The sequence below is a fragment of the Polynucleobacter sp. MWH-Loch1C5 genome, assembly GCF_018881775.1.
In the GTDB taxonomy this organism is placed as follows: domain Bacteria; phylum Pseudomonadota; class Gammaproteobacteria; order Burkholderiales; family Burkholderiaceae; genus Polynucleobacter.
The window spans coordinates 558,748-577,752 of record NZ_JACVPR010000001.1; the positions used below are offsets into that span (position 1 = coordinate 558,748).

At 43.6% G+C, this 19,005-nt stretch carries 18 protein-coding genes; all 18 read right to left on the reverse strand.

All coding sequences use genetic code 11. The annotated features are described in order from the left end of the window. Nucleotides 1-23 precede the first annotated feature (23 nt). Nucleotides 24-1,145 carry a DegT/DnrJ/EryC1/StrS aminotransferase family protein gene (locus ICE94_RS02820; RefSeq protein ID WP_216148553.1) on the reverse strand — a complete coding sequence of 374 codons (1,122 nt, stop codon included), beginning with the start codon at nt 1,143-1,145 and terminating at the stop codon, nt 24-26. Then, nucleotides 1,136-1,651 carry a GNAT family N-acetyltransferase gene (locus ICE94_RS02825; RefSeq protein WP_216148556.1) on the reverse strand — a complete coding sequence of 172 codons (516 nt, stop codon included), beginning with the start codon at nt 1,649-1,651 and terminating at the stop codon, nt 1,136-1,138. The genes ICE94_RS02820 and ICE94_RS02825 overlap by 10 nt, the downstream gene beginning before the upstream one ends. Before the next feature lie 18 nt (nt 1,652-1,669). After that, nucleotides 1,670-2,722, reverse strand: a complete 1,053-nt coding sequence (locus ICE94_RS02830) for a glycosyltransferase (RefSeq protein ID WP_216148558.1) — start codon at nt 2,720-2,722, stop codon at nt 1,670-1,672. A gap of 89 nt (nt 2,723-2,811) precedes the next feature. Continuing rightward, nucleotides 2,812-3,252 carry a cupin domain-containing protein gene (locus tag ICE94_RS02835; RefSeq protein WP_216148561.1) on the reverse strand — a complete coding sequence of 147 codons (441 nt, stop codon included), beginning with the start codon at nt 3,250-3,252 and terminating at the stop codon, nt 2,812-2,814. A 30-nt stretch (nt 3,253-3,282) separates the two neighbouring features. After that, nucleotides 3,283-3,825, reverse strand: a complete 543-nt coding sequence (gene rfbC / locus ICE94_RS02840) for a dTDP-4-dehydrorhamnose 3,5-epimerase (RefSeq protein WP_216148564.1) — start codon at nt 3,823-3,825, stop codon at nt 3,283-3,285. Nucleotides 3,826-3,839: 14 nt separating this feature from the next. Next, on the reverse strand, nt 3,840-4,949 hold the full coding sequence (locus tag ICE94_RS02845) for a glycosyltransferase (protein ID WP_216148567.1): 1,110 nt from the start codon (nt 4,947-4,949) through the stop codon (nt 3,840-3,842). Nucleotides 4,950-4,991: 42 nt separating this feature from the next. Next, nucleotides 4,992-6,467, reverse strand: coding sequence for an O-antigen polysaccharide polymerase Wzy family protein (locus ICE94_RS02850; protein ID WP_216148570.1), 1,476 nt, complete (start codon nt 6,465-6,467; stop codon nt 4,992-4,994). 6 nt (nt 6,468-6,473) lie between these two features. Further along, nucleotides 6,474-7,640: a glycosyltransferase gene (locus ICE94_RS02855; RefSeq protein ID WP_216148572.1), complete on the reverse strand. Its 1,167-nt coding sequence runs from the start codon at nt 7,638-7,640 to the stop codon at nt 6,474-6,476. Nucleotides 7,641-7,649: 9 nt separating this feature from the next. After that, a complete protein-coding gene (locus ICE94_RS02860) occupies nt 7,650-8,900 on the reverse strand; it encodes a lipopolysaccharide biosynthesis protein (protein ID WP_216148575.1) in 1,251 nt (416 codons plus the stop codon). A 49-nt stretch (nt 8,901-8,949) separates the two neighbouring features. Next, nucleotides 8,950-9,978 (reverse strand): NAD-dependent epimerase, encoded by a 1,029-nt coding sequence (locus tag ICE94_RS02865; protein WP_216148577.1) that lies wholly within the window; start codon nt 9,976-9,978, stop codon nt 8,950-8,952. Then, nucleotides 9,979-11,145 carry a nucleotide sugar dehydrogenase gene (locus ICE94_RS02870; protein ID WP_216148580.1) on the reverse strand — a complete coding sequence of 389 codons (1,167 nt, stop codon included), beginning with the start codon at nt 11,143-11,145 and terminating at the stop codon, nt 9,979-9,981. 116 nt (nt 11,146-11,261) lie between these two features. Then, complete coding sequence (locus ICE94_RS08515) at nt 11,262-11,453, reverse strand: GDP-mannose 4,6-dehydratase (protein ID WP_370623768.1); 192 nt, start codon at nt 11,451-11,453, stop codon at nt 11,262-11,264. 163 nt (nt 11,454-11,616) lie between these two features. Further along, nucleotides 11,617-12,375: a glycosyltransferase family 2 protein gene (locus tag ICE94_RS02880; RefSeq protein ID WP_216148583.1), complete on the reverse strand. Its 759-nt coding sequence runs from the start codon at nt 12,373-12,375 to the stop codon at nt 11,617-11,619. Continuing rightward, entirely contained in the window at nt 12,372-13,346 is a 975-nt protein-coding gene (locus ICE94_RS02885) for an NAD-dependent epimerase/dehydratase family protein (RefSeq protein ID WP_216148586.1), read from the reverse strand. Before ICE94_RS02885 ends, ICE94_RS02880 begins: the two co-directional genes overlap by 4 nt. Before the next feature lie 18 nt (nt 13,347-13,364). Next, nucleotides 13,365-14,813, reverse strand: coding sequence for a mannose-1-phosphate guanylyltransferase/mannose-6-phosphate isomerase (locus ICE94_RS02890; protein ID WP_216148589.1), 1,449 nt, complete (start codon nt 14,811-14,813; stop codon nt 13,365-13,367). A 91-nt stretch (nt 14,814-14,904) separates the two neighbouring features. After that, the gene (locus ICE94_RS02895; protein WP_216148592.1) at nt 14,905-16,005 is read right to left on the reverse strand and encodes a glycosyltransferase; all 1,101 of its coding nucleotides are present in this window, start codon (nt 16,003-16,005) and stop codon (nt 14,905-14,907) included. Between the two features lie 130 nt (nt 16,006-16,135). Beyond that, nucleotides 16,136-17,047, reverse strand: coding sequence for a Wzz/FepE/Etk N-terminal domain-containing protein (locus tag ICE94_RS02900; RefSeq protein WP_216148595.1), 912 nt, complete (start codon nt 17,045-17,047; stop codon nt 16,136-16,138). A 2-nt stretch (nt 17,048-17,049) separates the two neighbouring features. Next, nucleotides 17,050-18,939 carry an SLBB domain-containing protein gene (locus tag ICE94_RS02905; protein WP_216148598.1) on the reverse strand — a complete coding sequence of 630 codons (1,890 nt, stop codon included), beginning with the start codon at nt 18,937-18,939 and terminating at the stop codon, nt 17,050-17,052. Between the last annotated feature and the right edge of the window lie 66 nt (nt 18,940-19,005).

Genomic DNA, 19,005 nt, shown 5'->3' on the forward strand with positions numbered 1-19,005 from the left:
GCCAATGAGTTAGATAAACCCACTTAATATGAGAAGAATCGTCGGATACTTGTAATTACCATTGTAACATCGTCATCACTCATACGCGGATGAATCGGTATACTCAGTGCATCTTCATTTAATTGTTCGCAATTAGGCAGACGAACATCCATCTGTCCGTAGAGCGGATTTAAATGCAAGGGGTGATAGCGCAGGGTGGTGTAGATTTGGTTGTCCAATAGATAATGCGCAAGTTCATCGCGGCGCGGCACACGAATGCAATAGGTGAAGTAGGAATGACGATCACCCTCCGGTGCATCAGGCGGGGTGATGAGTTCAGGCACTTGTGCAAGCTCGCGTTGGTAGGTTTCCCAGATTTCCCTGCGCCGCGCCTGTAAGGCATCAATGCGATCCAGTTGTGCCAATCCGATGTTTGCCGCCAGATTAGTGGGCAGCATTTTGATGAATGGCTCTTGAATGTTGTACTCCCACCAGCGCGCTTTGCCGCCTGCAGAACTAACCGCTGCATCAAAGCCAGACTTGCCTATCCCGCAATAACGCATAACCTTTGCACGTGCGATTCGTACGGGGTCGCGGGCGGTAATTCCGCCGCCTTCGCCCACAGTTAAGTTCTTGACCGCGTCGTAACTGAAAATACCAACATCACCAATTGCACCACAAGATTGCCCACGGTAAGTGCTATCAACGGCATGGGCGGCATCTTCAATAACCGGAAAACCGAGTGCCAGAATCGGTTCCATATCAACGGCAAGTCCCGCGTAATGTACGACCATCACCGCTGCCGTTTTGTCGGTCACACGGGCCTTGATGTCTTCAGCGCGCACATTCATGGTTCGAAGATCGACGTCGCAGAACACAGGCTTATGCCCCGCCAAGATCACCGCCTGGGCACAGGATACCCACGTGTAACTAGGAACGATGACTTCGGAGGCTGGCGGCAGATCCAGCAAGGTGACCGCCATGAACAGGGCATTGGAGCCACTATCCACCATGGCAAACGAAGGCAGACGGTATTTAGCCTGATATTTCTGTTCAAATTGATCAACCTGCTTGCCAAAGCCCATCCATTGGCTTTTCATACAAGCGACAACATTAGCGATTTCTTCATCGCCGACTAAGGAACCGAATACGGAGATCATGGGCATGCCCTTTTCGTTGGTTGGGGTTGAAAGATCATGAAAAAGAATGAATCATGGGTTTCGGTGATTTCAAAACCCTGTTTCAGATACCACTTTACTGCTGGGTTGTGCTTCAGTACCTGCAAGCTTATTGGCCCTGCTTTGAGCGAACCTGCAAAATCCAGCATTGCCGCAAAAGCGTGCCCCATCAGACCACGGCCACCGAATTCTTGCAGCCCAAGAATGACGTTATAAATATCCCAGTGATTCTCTTGCCAGCGAATTCCCATACAGCCGAATAACCGGTGTTCAAATTCAACCATGAGCATGAGATCGTAAGGTCGTTCTATAAAAGACTCATACCAATTCAACTGCTGCTCTTGCGTAATTTCTTCTTGGTGGAAAAAAAACTGCTTTTGCTCGTTTTTCCATTGTCGTAAGAATTCTAAATCGGACTGGCCAGCCGACCTTAACACTAGCGCAGGAACCGCCGGGATAACAATGTGGATTGTCGATTTATCAAAAGCATTCATAGTGAGTCTCTAATTTATTTAAATACGGAACTGGCGAAGATAATCAAGCCAAACCTTCATTCGATTGGTGACATCATGACCTGCAAAATAAACTTTCGCATAACCTGCTTCAGCCACAGATTTTCGCCAAGTATCATCGTTTAACAATTTGGCCAACTTAGCAATGAGTTCCTGCTTGTCGCGAAAAAATACAGCCTCTTTATCCGGGGCATATAAAGTTGTCAAATCATCAGTGCATTGGCTGAGCATGGCGACTTTCATGGCAGGAATCTGAAAATTACGTCGGGTATAAGTGTCATGGTTCAGCGTCGAAAGAAAACACAAGGCCACTTTTGCCCCACAAATGGCGTATCGGTAATCAGCTTTAGTCACAGGACTTATCGGATACAAGGCACGTAACGGACTGTCTGCTTGCAGCTTAGGCAAGGCTGCGCTCCAGCCCCCTCCGAAAAGGTTTAGCCGATACCCCTCCTGGCAGATCGCCTCCAGCATTTCGACCCGCCCATCGTCTTCATAATGGCCAGCGAAGACAACATCACACTTGAAACGATCAGGGATTTCGCTTTCAGGAACATGAAAGTCCTCCTCAGGTATGAAGTAGGAGCGTAGCAAATAAGTCGACTGAGCTCCGGCGAGTTGATAGTTAGCAATATTATTCAAGCGATACGAAAAGTGGACATCGAATAGCGGAATGCTATTGAGGTAGTTTCGCCAAAGCCAAGGCTTGGCGGCTGAACTGAAGGGATTATCGTTGGCGTACTGTACAAATGTGGCGGTCGGCAATGTCTGTTTCAACTCCTTCACGACATTGGGCGCAATCAGTTGGACATTATAAAACCAGATAATGTCCGGCTGAACAGACACTGCGACGCGCTTGAGGCGACGATAGACCCGCCAAACTGCGGGACCGGTGTGCAATCTATATTGAATGCGATGCCAGAGGGAATGATAGAACGGCTCGCTATAACCCTCCCGCCAATGTCGAAAATCATCAAACCAGCCAAAACGCACAACCTCACAGCCGAGTTTCTCCAGCGCGCCTGCACAGACATCTTGATACCATGGCCACATATAATCCCCAACAAGGAGAATACGTAGCTTTGGTGTCCCCCCCCCCTCTGCAATTGACGATACGGGGTGAGGGTCACGTGAGCTAAACATCAGATCACCGAAAAATCGAAATCACTAAAATCGGCGCTATGCTCATCATTCATGTCTGGCGTCCAAGCAGGCTGTGGCATATTAAGGACATAAGCATCCTCTTTGCCCAAATTTTGCAATGCAGCTGGCACACCCGTTGGCACAATCACACTGCGATATTCATGATCCTCTCCGCTCATAACAACTTGATAACCTTCGTCGATTTTCAACACGAAACGAGCATTACCCTTGATACAGGTAAAACAACCGGTTCGAATGAAATGAAGATGTGGCCCCTTGATCTCACCCGGTGCAATTACTGTTAGATAAACCTGCTGCGGTTCCTTGCCAGACGGGAAAAACCCATCATGAATGTTGTAAAGTGGAACCAAAAAACCATTAACTTTACCTTGACTATTTTTGGTTTGGAACTTTGGATTAGATTTTGAATTTAATAGCATATTATTGCTCATTGCGAAGACTTTCAGAAGTTAAACAAAATAATCAGAGTGCCGAAACGGTATCCCAAATCTATCCTTCTCGGAAATGACTAGTTTCTCGACATCTACTGGCCATGGAATAGCGAGCTCCGAATCATTCCATAATAAAGTTCTCTCATATTCGGGGTACCGATAATCAGTTACTTTATAAAGCACAGTAGCTTGCGTACTGGTCACAATAAAGCCGTGCGCATAACCTTGCGGAATGAATAAAATCAAACCATTACTGCCAGATAACTCGATTATTGAATACTTCCCAAAATTTGGAGACGATCTTCGCATATCGACAACAACATCAGTTATAGATCCATCCGAAACATGCACCAACTTTGCTTGTGGATGTTGAATCTGGTAATGCAATCCACGAATAACACCATGATTTGACAAGGATTGGTTGTCCTGAACAAATTCGGCGGTTATGCCTAAGGCTGCAAGTTGATTTACAGAAAAGACACAGGTGGAACCATTCCCCCCACCATTATCATCAGGTGAGATGACCAACACGTCGCCCAGCATTTTTTCCACAATTCTCATATACGAGTCCCAGACTAAATCAATTCATTGTTCAAAGTTTCAACTCCCCGTTGCGGGTGCCACATTAAAGCTGTCTGGTGCGCCGCAACGGCCATTCGAGAACGCAGATCAGTGTCTTCAAAGATCTGTAAAATTAATGTTGCCAAGTGTTGAAAATCTTCAGCTTCATATAGAAATCCATTTACACCGTCATCAATCCGATCATAAGCGGCTCCAGCAGTCTTGGATCCGATAACAGGAACGCCAAGAGACATAGCCAATGTTGTTCCCCCGTACGAATCAAAGCGGGCGGGATGCAAAAAAAGATTGCTATTGGCAATAAGCAACTTAAATTCTTCTATAGACAACCAATCAACAAAAACAATTTGATTGGATAAATGAAGATCATCAGCCAACACTTTTAATAGCTCAAGTTGATCACCTTTACCAACAAGCACAACCTTCATGGATGAGCGAACATGCGCCGGTATGGTGGCTAATGCACGCAGTAATAAATCGTAACCTTTTTCATGAACAATTCGACTGCCTGCTGATATCAAAAACTCATCTGACTGTATGCCGTAACGTGTCCGTACGGCCTGCTTCTGCATGTGATACCGGCTTAAATCGTTCTCCACATCAACAAATATTGGGAAGTTTACTAATTTGGACTGAGTAAACCCCCACTTCTTGAATACTTCAACAGTTGTTTTTCCCACACCAAAAACTTTGCATTTAGATCTCTTCAAGAGGCTGTAAGCTAGATAGCGAACTAATTTCTTTTTAACAGTGATTAATGACGAATTCTGGTCTGGTAAGTCAGTCCAGTGATTGAATGGCCGCCTCATAATAAAAAATAGAAGGTGCAGTATTTTAGTATTTATATTGGCCCAGCCAACGATTAGATATCTTTCGTTACGATGTGTGATGCAGTGCCACAGGAAATTCAGATTTAACCGTGTTCCATAAATTGTAGCCGGAAGGTATTGGTGAGTTAGATTTTCTTTCCAGGAGTAAAGAGATACATCTTCCTCCTTTGCATACCACAATCTGACGCCTTCCCCCGAGCATCTAACGATCTCACGGATCAAGACATTGTTATGAGGTGTTGCCACATCTTGAATAAGATTAATTATATTGTGCATAAGTTACGTTTCTCAAATACTGTTCGCGACTATACTAGAAAATTAAACTAATGCATTCTGTTGATCGATGTTCCTCTGTCTTTGCCCCAGGAGCCATCTCCCAAAAAAATACAATGCAATAAAAATAATAAGCAGTACAGTAAATTGCCTAAAATAACTAAAATTCTGGTACCAGACAGCCCTAAATGCCATGAAACCAGGAACTAGGTAACACATAAAGAAAAATGCTGAATTTCTTAATATTGCTGTTTTCAATAAAGAACCATGGATGAAGCTGATCATTAGTGGGACAAAAAAACAACCAATGAGACCGAAATTCCAGTAAGCCTCCGCGAGCTCAAATATTCCGCCCTGCGCCATAATTTGACCGCTAATTAAGGTTAGGGTGTCAAGCCCTGCAGGTCTATCCAAACCCAAGAAAGCAGGAGGCGATCTCAGCACATAATCAATGTAACTTCCACCCAACAAGAAACCATCGTTATTAGCATTGACGATGGCAGCATAAAAACCTCCAATCATCATGTTACCCGTCTCAAAAAAAAGCACTGGGTGTCCATATATTTCATTAATTAACCCTCTCCCCGTGTTCAAGGTGTGTTGGACAAATTCAACTACAGGGAAACCTTGACGCTTGTAGGCAATGAGTGTAGCCAAGAGGAAAAAAATGATTGAGCCAATTAGACCAAAAACAATGAACTTGGTGGCCGATATTTTTTCTGATGATATATATACATTAATCTTTTTGTTCGCTAGAAATAACATCAATATTAGAAGCTGAGGAAGATAGTCCGCGCGACTTCCAGCCAACATTCCAAATACAAGTGAAACCATAGCTATTAGTAAAGCCTGTTTTGAAAATTTACCTTCCCCTGCAGCAGCCAATAAGATCAAAGAAATCCCAACAAAGTGGAATATATTCAAAACATTAAATTCGAAGCCTAGCCCATCGCCACTTTCAGACCCATAGACTTTATTTTCGCTAACAACACCACCGGCCCCCCATAGGTAAACCAAACCTGCTCCCAACGCAAGAGAATAACCGTACGCTAAAAGTAAGCGATTTTGATGTTTTGAAAAGTATAGAGAATTGTTATCAAAAATTTGGCGGAATCTGCTTGATAAGGAACGATTCCAACCGATTAAACTCCCACTAATCCCAAGAAGCCCGGCCGTCAATATAATTACAAGGTTACTGTCTGTCTGGTACTCTACTCCAAAAGGCCCGAGAAACACTTCACCTTGCCATACTGCACGAGTTAACGCCGCAATTGCACCCAGGCCCCACAACAGTACATACCTGAATACGGCAAATATATTACAATTTAAACATCTCATTGCAATATGGATATGTACCGCATACAGCGCAGAATAAACCCACGACAGCAAGTCTAGGGACAGCCCAATTTTCCAGGTTAATAAACACAATATCGCTGATGCGGAGACAAATATAGAGCCAAGAAAGGCCGATTTATGGTATTTAGGCAGACCGAACAGCAATAAATAGCGATGCGCTTCCACTTTGGCTTATCGGCGGCAATTAGATTTATTGTTTTCGTTATTGATCAATTCTGTATTTCTAATAAGGAACGAATTGATATATTTATGGAAATTCCTCTTGATATCTATTTCATCCGACACAAATCTTGATGCTGCACTTGCTAGTGAAAATGCCTTGTCGGGATTATTTATTAGTTCAATGAGTTCCTTTGCAAAAACACTTGGCGATCTCTCTTTCACTATAATGCCGCGCTCATTGTCACCGATGAGGTACTTTGGCCCTGCATTAAAGTCTAAAGAGACGACTGGCGTCCCTAGGACCATAGCTTCGATTATTGTTAAACCTTGACCCTCCCAAATTGATGTCATCGGGAATAAAGCAGCCTCTTTCATATACCAGTAGTTAGAGTCTGAGTTTTCTAAGAAGTGTATTCTGTTTGAGGCAGCTGTTAGTTTAGCTTGCTCTACTAACTTACTCTTTAGCGGACCGTAGCCAACAATAATCAAATCGTGTGGAATATACTCCGAAGCTTCGTTGAATGCGGTAATTAAAAATTGGACATCTTTTTGTCTTACCAATCTTCCGACATAGAATATAAATGGTTTGACAGGTTGATATTTTGGTACGTTTAGGGATGCGTTTTTAATTCGCACAAGATCCATCATGTTCGGTTGAACGATGATATGCACATTAGGGTGACGTGACTTGTAGTACGTTTCAGACTCATCAGACAGGACCCTCATGGTATCCGCAGAACGGTAAAATATCTCTGAAAGCTCATACCATTTACGCTTTAAACCTTTACCAAATTCGTCATCGTAAGAATCTGGAGGGCATGCATGATCCTCGATTACAAGACGAGAAGGCATGATCTTCAACAATTTAAAGAGACCAAGCAGCCGATTATAATTAGGGGTAACAGAGATCACACAATCAAATTTTCTTGCTCTTAATATTCGGAGTAGTTTTATAGCAGACTCGATATATCTTACGAATTTTATTTTACAAAATATCGTACTATCAAAGACGACTGCTTCCTGAAACACCGGTAGGGAAAGGTCCGAAAGTTTTTCTTTGATCAAAAAAGTCACCTTGTAGCCCCGCTGAGCTAATTCAGATCCGTAATCAATGGCGACTCTTTGGGCACCAATAATTGACAAATTCGGCAAAACAATTGCTATCTTTGTTGGCATTTTGAATAATTAATAACTAAGATCTTCGCGGCACATCACAAGTTTATAGTATGACAGTACAGCGTAGAAGGTGCAAAATATCATTTGCGCATACACCACGCCAATCAGCCCAAATAGAAATGCGCATATTACATTAGCCAGCAGGCCCAATAGTGACGAAATTATTTTAATATGCAAAACCATTTCAGATTTCATCTGACCTAGTAGTGTGATTATTAAGACATCCCCGGCTGCCCATAGACCACCAGCAATGATCATTAGCGGAATAAACTGTGCGATGGGATAAAATTCTTTTGACACTATCAATGGCAAAAACAACTTAACAAGAAATAAATCAGCGAGATAAGCTGCCAAAGCTGTTAATCCAAGTAAATACCAGAAAATAGATTTGTATCGTCTCGCTAGATCACTATTCTGGTTGTATAGATAAGGGACTAATATTGCGCCGATCGTCCCACCGACCAGCACCATCGGAGCATAACTTATTTGATACAGTGCTGCGTACAGACCGACCTCATTGCTGCCTGAAAAATGTTGCAAGGACCAACGATCTGATGATTGCTGAAGCCAGACTACTGGACCCCATAATGCAGCCTTACGGGCAAAAGATAGAATTTCAAAGTTCCAGTCTGTCTTGTTTGTTCCTTCATTGGTACTATTTTTATTTAGCTTGCTTATATTCAAACTCTGATGAGCAAGTGCTAATAGCGAGCTTAAAATAAGCGCTAAAAGTACAATTTCCGGGCTTTGATCAAAGTATGATAAAAGAAATAGCACCAATATTAGTTTTAATGAAGTCTCAATTGCTACGTTCGCAAACCACTCCTTTCTATTTCTAGCCAAGTTCTGCATTCCATTTATCAGATCGTTGACGCCAAAGATATAAGAGTAAACGCATATTAAGACAACCTTTTTTACATTACTTTCTTCACCTATCCAATTTAACAGCACAATCGATACCATACAAAAGACCATCAAAACATAAGCTGCCTTTTTTACGTACCTGATCGCCGCGTAAGAAAAGTCGAAGAGCCCCCCAGTATGGATTGAATGAGAATAGTAGCGTCCAATCGCTTGTCCGAGTGGTCCCATCAACATTTGAGTTAAGAATCCAAATCCAGTGAGTGCAAGGGCGAGGTGCCCATATTGGATTGGCGAAAGAAACTCTGTTAGTAACCTAATCAGCGCTAAAGCGCCGATGATGTTGATGATTTTAGTCGCTATCACCCAAGTGGTATCTGTTATGTATTTTCGAGCCATCGTGGGTTTTTAATCAGTTAGCGGCATGTTTATGTTTTCAAATTAATTGCTATTGACGGCCATTTAATTTTTGTTCGTTTGAATAGTCTTTGTACCATTCTATCCATTTCTCAATTCCCATATCTAGTGGGGTTTTCGGCTCGAAATTGCAGTCCTGCTTCAAGTCGGAAACATCCGCATAGGTCGCAATTACATCGCCGTTTTGCATAGGGAGAAAGTTTTTTTGTGCCACTTTACCTAGTTTCTTTTCGATGCTATTTATAAATTCCATCAGATTAACTGGTTCGCTATTTCCTATATTGTAGACCATGAACGGGCAATAACTTCTGCTTGGATCCGGCTTGTTACTGTCGAAATTTTGGTCAGCAACTGAAATTTTGTCGAGCACCTTAACCGTACCCTCGGCAATGTCCTCTACATATGTAAAGTCACGTTGCATTTTTCCATGATTGAATACATCGATTGGACGTCCTTCGATAATCGCGCTAGTAAAGAGCCAAGGTGACATATCCGGGCGGCCCCATGGCCCATAGACGGTGAAATAGCGGAGACCCGTTGTAGGCAAGCCGTAGAGGTGGCTGTAAGAGTGCGCCATCAATTCGTTGGCCTTCTTGCTTGCGGCGTATAGCGAAACCGGATGATCAACATTGTCATGCACTGAAAACGGCATGTGGGTGTTTGCACCGTAAACGCTCGACGAACTGGCGTATACCAGATGCTCAACCCCGTGATGCCGACAGCCTTCAAGAATGTTCCCGAAACCGACCAAGTTTGTCTGGATGTAGGCATGCGGGTTTATTAACGAATAGCGTACTCCTGCCTGTGCCGCTAGGTTGATTACGCGGTTCGGCCTTTCTGTCGCAAACATATCTTCCACGGACACCCGGTCAGCAATATCGCCTTGCACGAACTTGAACTTGAGATACGGCTTAAGCTGTTCCAGCCGGGCGAGTTTCAACTTGGGGTCGTAGTAGTCGTTTAGATTGTCGATACCAACCACCTCATCGCCGCGATTGAGCAGCATCCGGGCTACATGCATACCAATAAACCCGGCACAGCCGGTAATCAACACTTTCATTTAATCGCTCCCAAACAGGTCACGCGTGTAGATCTTGCTGGCCACGTCGGCCAAGGCTTCTGTATTGCGGTTGGCGATGATGACATCGGCCATCTGCTTGAATTCGGCTAGGTCATTTACGACTCTGGAGTTGTAGAAGTTGTCGTCTTTCAATACAGGTTCATAGACAATCACCGGAATACCCTTCGCCTTGATGCGCTTCATGATTCCCTGGATGCTGGACGCTCGGAAGTTGTCGGAGCCGGCTTTCATAATGAGGCGATAAATGCCGACGATCTTGGGTTTCCGCTTGAGAATTTCATCAGCGATGAAGTCTTTGCGAGTGGTGTTAGCTTCAACGATGGCGTGAATGAGGTTTTGCGGAACTTCTTGATAGTTGGCGAGAAGCTGTTTGGTGTCTTTGGGCAGGCAATAGCCGCCATACCCGAAGCTAGGGTTGTTGTAGTGCGCCCCGATACGGGGATCTAGGCTCACGCCGTCGATAATCTGACGTGTATCTAGTCCATGGCGGGCAGCATAGGTGTCGAGTTCGTTGAAGTAGGCCACCCGCATAGCGAGATAGGTGTTGGCGAAAAGTTTGACCGCTTCGGCCTCCGTGCTGCCGGTGAAAAGCGTCGGGATGTCTTTCTTGATGGCCCCTTGTTTCAATAGGTTGGAAAAGGTCTCTGCACGGGCGGATTGCTCGCCGACGACAATGCGCGAGGGGTGCAAGTTGTCATAGAGCGCCCGTCCTTCTCGCAGGAATTCCGGCGAAAAGATCAGGTTTTGTGTTCCAAGAGCTTCGCGAGTACGGACGGTATAACCAACCGGGATGGTGGATTTGATGACCATCACGGCCTGGGGATTGATCGACATCACGTCACGGATTACAGCCTCGATCGACTTGGTGTTGAAGTAGTTGGTCTCAGGGTCGTAATCGGTCGGGGTGGCGATGATGATGTAGTCGGCGCCAACATAGGCATCCTGCTTGTCGAGCGTGGCGCGGAAGTTGAGAGGCCTATTCTTGAGGAAATCCTCGATCTCGGCGTCCTCGATCGGCGATTCCTTACGGTTAAGCATCGCCACCTTTTCAGGAACGATGTCGAGGCAAACGACTTCATTGTGCTGGGCTAGTAGCACGCCGTTGGAGAGGCCGACGTACCCGGTTCCGACAACTGTTATTTTCATTCGACACTCACATTCACTTGATAATCATTGGCTTTAAGTAGCGCATGTTGTTTGGCTTCTTGCAAATCCGCAACCACCATTTCATGACACATCTGCTGTATAGCAATTTCAGACATTCAACCTAGCTTTTCTTTAGCATTGCTTGGATCGCCCAATAAGGTTTCCACTTCAGTTGACTGGAAGTAACGAGGATCAATGCGAACGATAGTTTGCCCAACCTGAAGAGCAGCTGTCTTGTCGCCTTCGATCTTTTCAATAATCGCAACTTCATTCGCACCTTGGTTTTCAAAACGTAGCGTGATACCCAATTCTTACGCACTCCACTGAATGAACTGACGCACGCTATATTGCACGCAAGTTGCAATCACAAAATCTTCTGGCTATTCCTGTTGTAAGATCATCCATTGCATATGAACATATCTTTTGCATGCCCCCAGTCGCGAAGAGCATCCAAATAACCCATATATAAAGTCAATTAGCGACCTTAAATTGGTTCAACTTTCTAAAATTTTTCATAACTAAAGTAAGCAAAGGAAATATTAAAAAAATCATATTTTTTTTAATAATTGAATAATCTTCCAATGATTTTTTAATAATAAATCTTAGTGACCCATTACTCGCGCCCCCAACTCGCATCTTCATAATTTTTTTAGGAAGATAACAAACCTTAATATTTCTTTTTTTTAAGCAACGTAGCATGTAATCGTAGTCGGCAGCAATCCGATAATTTAGATCAAATAAGCCAATATCTTTAACTAATTCTCGTCGCACAAAAACGGTTGGGTGTGGCGGCATCCAACCATACTTTAGTTTCTTGAACTCAAACCCCCCAGAAATCCAATTTCTAATAATTTTGGATGTATCAGCCTCAGAAACATAATCTAAATCACCGTAAACCAAATCACACCCAGAGGTCTGGAAGGCTCTCACAACCTCACTCAAAATTTCTTCATCAGAATAAAAATCGTCTGAGTGCAAAAAACCAATAATATCCCCAGTTGACCTCAGAAGACCTTTATTAAAGGCATCATAAATTCCTCTATCTTCTTCACTTTTAATCAATGTTCTTAGATCAGACCTGTATTTAATTATTTCAACAGTTCGATCTTTAGATAACCCATCCACAATAATCTGCTCAAAGTTCTGGTAAGTTTGTTTATATAGACTATCAATTGCATCACCGATTGTTTTCTCTCTGTTATAAACAGCGGTAATAACTGAAACCTTCATACTTTTTGTTTTTCCATGTTAATCTGTCCTGAAATCCATGGATAAGTTCTTTCTAATCCCCATTTTAATGAATTAGTAGGAGCCCAATTCAACTGCTTTTTGATGAGATTATTGTCGGAATTTCTACCCCTAACACCAATTGGGCCATCAATATGTTTCTTGATTATTTTCTTGCCAGAAATCTCAGCAACATAATCTACTAGTTGGTTAATAGTAACCATCTCATCAGAACCAATATTTACTGGCCCCATAAAATTGGATCTCATTAATTTTAAAGTACCCTCAATACATTCATCCACAATTAAAAAAGATCTAGTTTGTTTACCGTCACCCCAAATTTCGATAGTGCCACCATCATTGGCTAATGCAATCTTTCTACATATTGCTGCTGGAGCCTTTTCACGACCACCATTCCAAGTGCCCTCAGGACCAAAAATATTATGGTAACGAGCGACCCTAGACTCAAAACCATAGTTCCGAGCAAATGCTAAAAACAATCTTTCACTAAATAATTTTTCCCAACCATACTCACTATCCGGATTAGCTGGATAAGCACTATCCTCCGAACAATTGGGATTATCTGGATCAAGCTGATTATGCTCTGGATACATACATGCAGACGAAGAATAAAAAATTCTTTTTGAATTTCTTCTCAAACATGCTTCTAAAACATTTAAGTTTATTAATGCTGAATTATGCATAATATCAGCATCATTTTCACCAGTAAAAACAAAACCTGCACCCCCCATATCCGCCGCAAATTGATATATCTCATCAAATTTTTGATCTATTGCTGCGCGACATATGAGTGGATCCCGCAAATCACCCTGCAGAAAATCATCTGCTTGCGTAGGAGAAAATTCAGGGAACTTTAAATCAACAGCACGAACCCAAAAACCCTCTTTTTTAAGGCGATTCACCATGTGTGAACCAATAAATCCTCCACCACCCAAAACCAAAGCTTTTTTCATAACCCCTCCTGACTAATTTTATCTTCCGTACACATCTTCAAAACGAACAATATCATCTTCGCTCAAATACCCACCTGACTGAACTTCAATAATCTCCAAAGGAACAACCCCGGGGTTTCTTAAGCGATGAGTTTGGCCTTTCGGTATATACGTTGATTGATTCTCCGCCAATAAAATTATTTGTTCACCATTGGTAATCTCAGCCGTACCTCTCACCACAACCCAATGCTCAGCACGATGATGATGCATCTGCAGACTCAATGAAGCTCCAGGCTTAACCATGATGCGCTTCACTTTAAATCGCTCTCCGTCATCAAGACTGTCATACCAACCCCAAGGCCTAGATACTTTTCGATGGAGATCTTTTTCTTCACGTTTTTTTTGCTCTAATTGTGTAACAATTTTTTTAACATGTTGGCTTTGATTTTTATCAGCAACCAAGACTGCATCAGCAGTCTCAACAATGACTAAATTATCTAAGCCCACTGCACTTACTAAACGAGTACTCGCATGAATATAAGTATTAGTAGTGTCTGCTAACAACGTATCGCCAATAGTCACATTACCATCACCATCAGCGATACCTACTTGCCAGACCGCATCCCAAGCACCCAAATCATTCCAACCTGCATTCAGCGGCATCATCTTAATCAAGATATCAGAACCAGGACATTTTTCCATTACGGCACAGTCGATGGATTCAGATGAAATGGATGTAAATAATTCTTTGTGAGGCCGCACAAAAGGCGCATCCGCTTTTTTATCAGCCCAAGCCTTTTCGGAAGCCTGTGCAATATCAGGTCTAAATTGTTTTAAGGCTTTTAACCAAACACTCGCCTTCAAAACAAACATACCACCATTCCAAGAATAGTCACCACTCGCCAAATAGCGTTGAGCAGTTTCTGAATCAGGTTTCTCGGCAAACTGAGCAACGGTATATTCACCAAAGTGCCCAATAGTTCCTGTGCGTTGTATATAGCCATAACCAGTTTCAGGCTTGGTAGGTGTAATACCTAAAATAACAATCGCACCAGCATCAGCCACTCGGATACTTTTTTGTAAAGCTTCTGTAAATGCAGCACCATCCACCACTGTTTGATCCGCAGGCGTCACCACCAACACTGGATCGTGACCATCTTCCCTTGCTTGCAAGGCTGCAATCGTTAATGCAGGAGCCGTATTGCGACCAACGGGTTCTAACAATAAAGTAGCAGCCACATCATTCATTTCTCGCAACTGATCGAGTGCCAAGAAACGATGCTCTTCATTGGTCACGACTAAAGTGTCACCCAATACAATATCAGAAGCAGCTAAACCATGCACCCGCTCAATAGCTTGCTGAAACAAACTAGTTGTTCCAGATAAAACTAAAAACTGTTTTGGAAAGCCAGCACGAGACAAGGGCCACAAACGTGTACCAGAACCACCACACAAAATAACAGGGGATACTTGGATTGTTGGGCTCATAAGTTTGATAAAAATTGATTGTTTTTCAAAAAAGTCTTCTAAATGAATCTACTTTAGAAAGTTAGGGATGCTAATTCCCGATCCCGATACGCTAGAACCTATCTTCACTCAAATCATTGCCATCATCACAATACTCAGGCATTTTGACTAAAGCTTGATAAGTCACGTGGTACCAGATTGCAAATATTATAAAGAGTGTCACGAGAAGCAAGACGTTCGTGGCAAATTGCAGGGCTGCCATCCCCACCAACACAGAGGCTAACCAAATCCAAGGAGCTACCAAAGCATTTTTAGACCATTTAGGGAAATGCTTGGCATAGCGTCTCACCATGCGTGTCTTAATGAGGGAATGCAAATGCAAACTGTCTGGTTGCCCTGAGTTGAGCCTGGCTTTCATGCGGCGCATCATGCTGTAGAGCACTTCAATGACAGGATAAGCGCAAATGAGAAGTGAGGCCCAAGGTGAAATCTCATCATTGCGCATCGGCAATAAAAGCGCAACCCAAGCGACTAAAAATCCCACAAAGTAAGCGCCCGCATCACCCAGAAAAATTTTGCCAAAGGGATAGTTCAATAATACGAAGCCTAAAACAATACTCGCCAGAAGTAATGACAAAACCATCAAGGCATGATCATCCGCTTGATAGGCTAACAAGGCCATAAAACTGAAGATAACAATCACAGTGCCACTGGCTAAACCGTTAAAGCCATCCAGAATATTGATTGCATTGGTCACCCCCGATATAGCAATGATGGTAACCAAACAACCGATGGGCCACCATCTTAATGCTGTGTCGATATAAGGAATATCAATATGATTGAGATAAACCTGTGTCATAGATATGGCTACAGCACCACCCACCATCGTGGCTAATAAGCGGTCTCTGACAGAGACTCTTTTGGTGACATCCTCACGAAAGCCAAAAAAGAAAGGAATGAGTCCGGCAATAAACAAGGGTTTAATGAGCTGGCTGATTTCTGGGTCATCGACGATGAGTAAAGAAATCAGTGTGCCAATCACAATTGCCAGACCGCCGATACGTGGTGTGGGTTGATGATGAAACTTTTGCACCCCTTCAGTATGATCGTGGGTCCAGCGACCATGCCAATCTTGGGTGTAAATGATCAAAGTTCCAATTAAGAAGGTGACAGCGCACCCCGTGACAAGTGGAATCCAGTGGTTCAGTAACATTTTTGAATATGCGCTCTGGGGTCAGAGCTATTTTTTTACTTCAGGCAAAGTACTTATGCTTGATGATGCCTAATGTGTACTTTGCCTGAATCGAGCTGAAGGGCTTTCAGCATTTGTTCTACAAAACTATCTATGACTTTGACTTGAATGGTAATTGTTGACGCAATACTCTTTGGATACTCAGCAGTTTCTCAGAGCTTTCCGGGTCTTGTTGAGCATTACGCCATGCACTACGAATAAAGACAAAGAGCAATAGTAAAAATCCAACGGCCAAGGTTGTCACGACTGCTATCAGAGCTTTTTTAGGTTTAGCCTTGAGCTCTGGTATTTCCGCAACGTCAACCTGGGCTAAGAATGGGTTTTCTTTTTTTTCATCTAAGCGGGCTGTCTCATACTCGCGAATGAGTGACTGAATAATCGCTTCACGAATAATCGGACTTTGATAAGATTTCTGAGTCGCTTCTGTAATTTGCTTCTCTAATAACTCTCGCTTGCTTCTCGCTTCTTTGAGGGTCATCTCACCAATCATATGACTCAGTGCCGCCACATAGGCATTGGCTAGATTGGCCGCAAACTCAGGATCCTTATCGCTCACTTCAATCGCAATCAAACCACTCTTTTTATCGGCTGTGATTTTCACGTTTTCTTTTAGGACTTTACGAGTTGTATCTTGATACTTCTGTTTATACCGCTCACGTAACTTAAACTTCTCAATCAATTCATCTCTAAGCGTATTGCTTTCTAAATAAGCAATGTATTGATCGGTCGGGGTTTTAATCCCTGCTGCTCCACCGGCAATCCCTGCCAAACCACCCAATTGCCCCAATAGCGCCGCCGCTCCACCACCTTGGGATTGACTTGGGGGAATCACTGTAGTCTTTGCCGTAAATGTGGGCGTAATGACAAAAGAAATACCAAGAGCTACCAGTCCAGCTGCTAATGGCCCCAGAATTAAGAGCTTGAGATTTTCAACAATGACCTGCAAGAGGTCTAGGAGAGAAATCTCATCTTCTTCTATAAGTGTCGGGTTTTCGTTTTGCATCATTAATCCCGTAATACTTTGATTGCAGCAGCGCCTAAGCCCAACTGATAAATAATAGCCGTCCAGTCTCTGAGCTCTTTGGTGAAGGTGGTTTTTTGTAGATTTTCAGGTACAAAAATCGCATCCCCTGGCATCACTTCAATACTGCCTGTGCCACTGAACCAACCACTGGCTGAGACAAACTCCCCTGATGCGCGCATCACGTAGACGTTTCTTTGATCAGCCCCACGTGAGTACCCCCCCGCCAACTGAATATAGTCTCTGACTGATTTATTGTTGTTATAGGCAATACCTACCTGGCCACCATTGATACTTCCCAAAACAGTAACGCTGTTGGGTTTCATTGGAATGGTGAGCACATCACCTGACTCAACCAGAATGTCAGGTAATTTTTTAGCCTGAGGCTTCATCGATAAAGCCATACGACCATCGGGTTTGAGTTCTTGCAAACTTCTCAGCAATGTTTGACCTTGCTCTTGTCTAGCTTTACCCAAAGCCGCATCTTCTGCAGTTGTGGTTTTTACCGATGCGGCACCTTCCACATCACGCTTGAACTCACGAATAAAACGCTTCAGATTTTCCTCTTGGGTTGTTCTGACAGTTACGCGCTCGAGTCTTGAGCCATACAAATAAGCACTATCACTCAAGCCACCTGCTGCTTGAATAGCATCTTGTAATGTAGAACCTGCTTTAAGAACGTATACGCCAGGTTTATTCACTTGACCATCCACCTTGATCATACGCATCTGCTTATCAGCAGGTTGCTTCATGGCCACCCCACTGGTTGCCATATAGATATCGCCATCTTCTAGTAATTTCGAGGCAAAGGCAGCTTGCGGTAGTGTTTTAAAACCATCACGGCGACCATTTAAACCCATGAAGTTAATTGCATCCGTTTGTGCGCCCGATAAAAAGCCACCGGAATACTTCAAGGCATCTTGCAGGGTTTCGCCTTTTTTGATTTCAAAAATGGAAGGCTTGTTGACGGCGCCCACGACAGCCACTTGCGCTCCAGCAGGGCCCACATGAATAACATCCTCAGCAGTCACTGCACGATCTTGTGATTTATCACCTTTGAGTAACAAGTCATACAAATCGAACTGACTAATGACTTTGCCATTGCGCTTGAGTTGTATATCTCTATAACTACCTGCTGCGGATGGCCCACCTGCTGCCATCACTACGTTCACCAAAGAAGAAAGGTTATTCACTGTATAAGCACCAGGGACCAATGCATAACCTGTCACATAAACCCGAATACCACGCATTTGACCAATCGATGCTGCCACGTTGGCGCCTGAGTAAGTTTTGCCAATCGCAGCTTGTATCGTGCCACTGAGTTTTCCATGAGGCACACCTGCAACAACAATAGCGCCGACTTTTGGTATGGTGATTTGACCTTGACGATCAACAATCAAGCGTAGATCGGCATCGACACTGCCCCAGACTCTGACAAAGATTTCATCACCGATGGCAATCACATAATCATTCGGTACTGCAGCCGTCGAGGATGGGCTAAATGTATGCTCACCGTCTTTCATGAGCTCAGAGCCGTAACGAGTTAACTGCTCACCCACCATATTTGACACATAGATTTCAAATTCTGTAGGTCTTGGAGGCTGGGCAGGAAAAATCGGTTTTTGTTGAACATAGGCCCCAGGCATGGTGGGCTGATTCGGGTTACCACCGCGGGCCTGAATCGCCGCTATTTGCTCTGGCGTTAACTGTTGGGCATTGGCTAAATTAGGATTAGAACCTGCGGGCGGGGACTGAGTTTGTAACTGGCTCAAGAACGTGGTTTGCGCGACACCCATAGTACTGCTCATCAATAAAGAGCCCGCTGTGATGCTAGCGATGAGTTGGCGAAGGCTGAATCGAACAAGTCTACTCATAGTTTTGGTATCCGTTTTTTGCAGTTTTTGCTAAATATGGGCAATCATAACAGTAGCTTATGTCTT

Excerpts from the sequence above, each read along its gene's own strand:
- ICE94_RS02820 (WP_216148553.1), bottom strand. The coding sequence starts at position 1,145 with ATGCCCATGATCTCCGTATTCGGTTCCTTAGTCGGCGATGAAGAAATC.
- ICE94_RS02825 (WP_216148556.1), bottom strand. The coding sequence starts at position 1,651 with ATGAATGCTTTTGATAAATCGACAATCCACATTGTTATCCCGGCGGTT.
- ICE94_RS02830 (WP_216148558.1), bottom strand. The coding sequence starts at position 2,722 with ATGTGGCCATGGTATCAAGATGTCTGTGCAGGCGCGCTGGAGAAACTC.
- ICE94_RS02835 (WP_216148561.1), bottom strand. The coding sequence starts at position 3,252 with ATGCTATTAAATTCAAAATCTAATCCAAAGTTCCAAACCAAAAATAGT.
- rfbC (WP_216148564.1), bottom strand. The coding sequence starts at position 3,825 with ATGAGAATTGTGGAAAAAATGCTGGGCGACGTGTTGGTCATCTCACCT.
- ICE94_RS02845 (WP_216148567.1), bottom strand. The coding sequence starts at position 4,949 with ATGCACAATATAATTAATCTTATTCAAGATGTGGCAACACCTCATAAC.
- ICE94_RS02855 (WP_216148572.1), bottom strand. The coding sequence starts at position 7,640 with ATGCCAACAAAGATAGCAATTGTTTTGCCGAATTTGTCAATTATTGGT.
- ICE94_RS02860 (WP_216148575.1), bottom strand. The coding sequence starts at position 8,900 with ATGGCTCGAAAATACATAACAGATACCACTTGGGTGATAGCGACTAAA.
- ICE94_RS02865 (WP_216148577.1), bottom strand. The coding sequence starts at position 9,978 with ATGAAAGTGTTGATTACCGGCTGTGCCGGGTTTATTGGTATGCATGTA.
- ICE94_RS02870 (WP_216148580.1), bottom strand. The coding sequence starts at position 11,145 with ATGAAAATAACAGTTGTCGGAACCGGGTACGTCGGCCTCTCCAACGGC.
- ICE94_RS02880 (WP_216148583.1), bottom strand. The coding sequence starts at position 12,375 with ATGAAGGTTTCAGTTATTACCGCTGTTTATAACAGAGAGAAAACAATC.
- ICE94_RS02885 (WP_216148586.1), bottom strand. The coding sequence starts at position 13,346 with ATGAAAAAAGCTTTGGTTTTGGGTGGTGGAGGATTTATTGGTTCACAC.
- ICE94_RS02890 (WP_216148589.1), bottom strand. The coding sequence starts at position 14,813 with ATGAGCCCAACAATCCAAGTATCCCCTGTTATTTTGTGTGGTGGTTCT.
- ICE94_RS02895 (WP_216148592.1), bottom strand. The coding sequence starts at position 16,005 with ATGTTACTGAACCACTGGATTCCACTTGTCACGGGGTGCGCTGTCACC.
- ICE94_RS02900 (WP_216148595.1), bottom strand. The coding sequence starts at position 17,047 with ATGCAAAACGAAAACCCGACACTTATAGAAGAAGATGAGATTTCTCTC.
- ICE94_RS02905 (WP_216148598.1), bottom strand. The coding sequence starts at position 18,939 with ATGAGTAGACTTGTTCGATTCAGCCTTCGCCAACTCATCGCTAGCATC.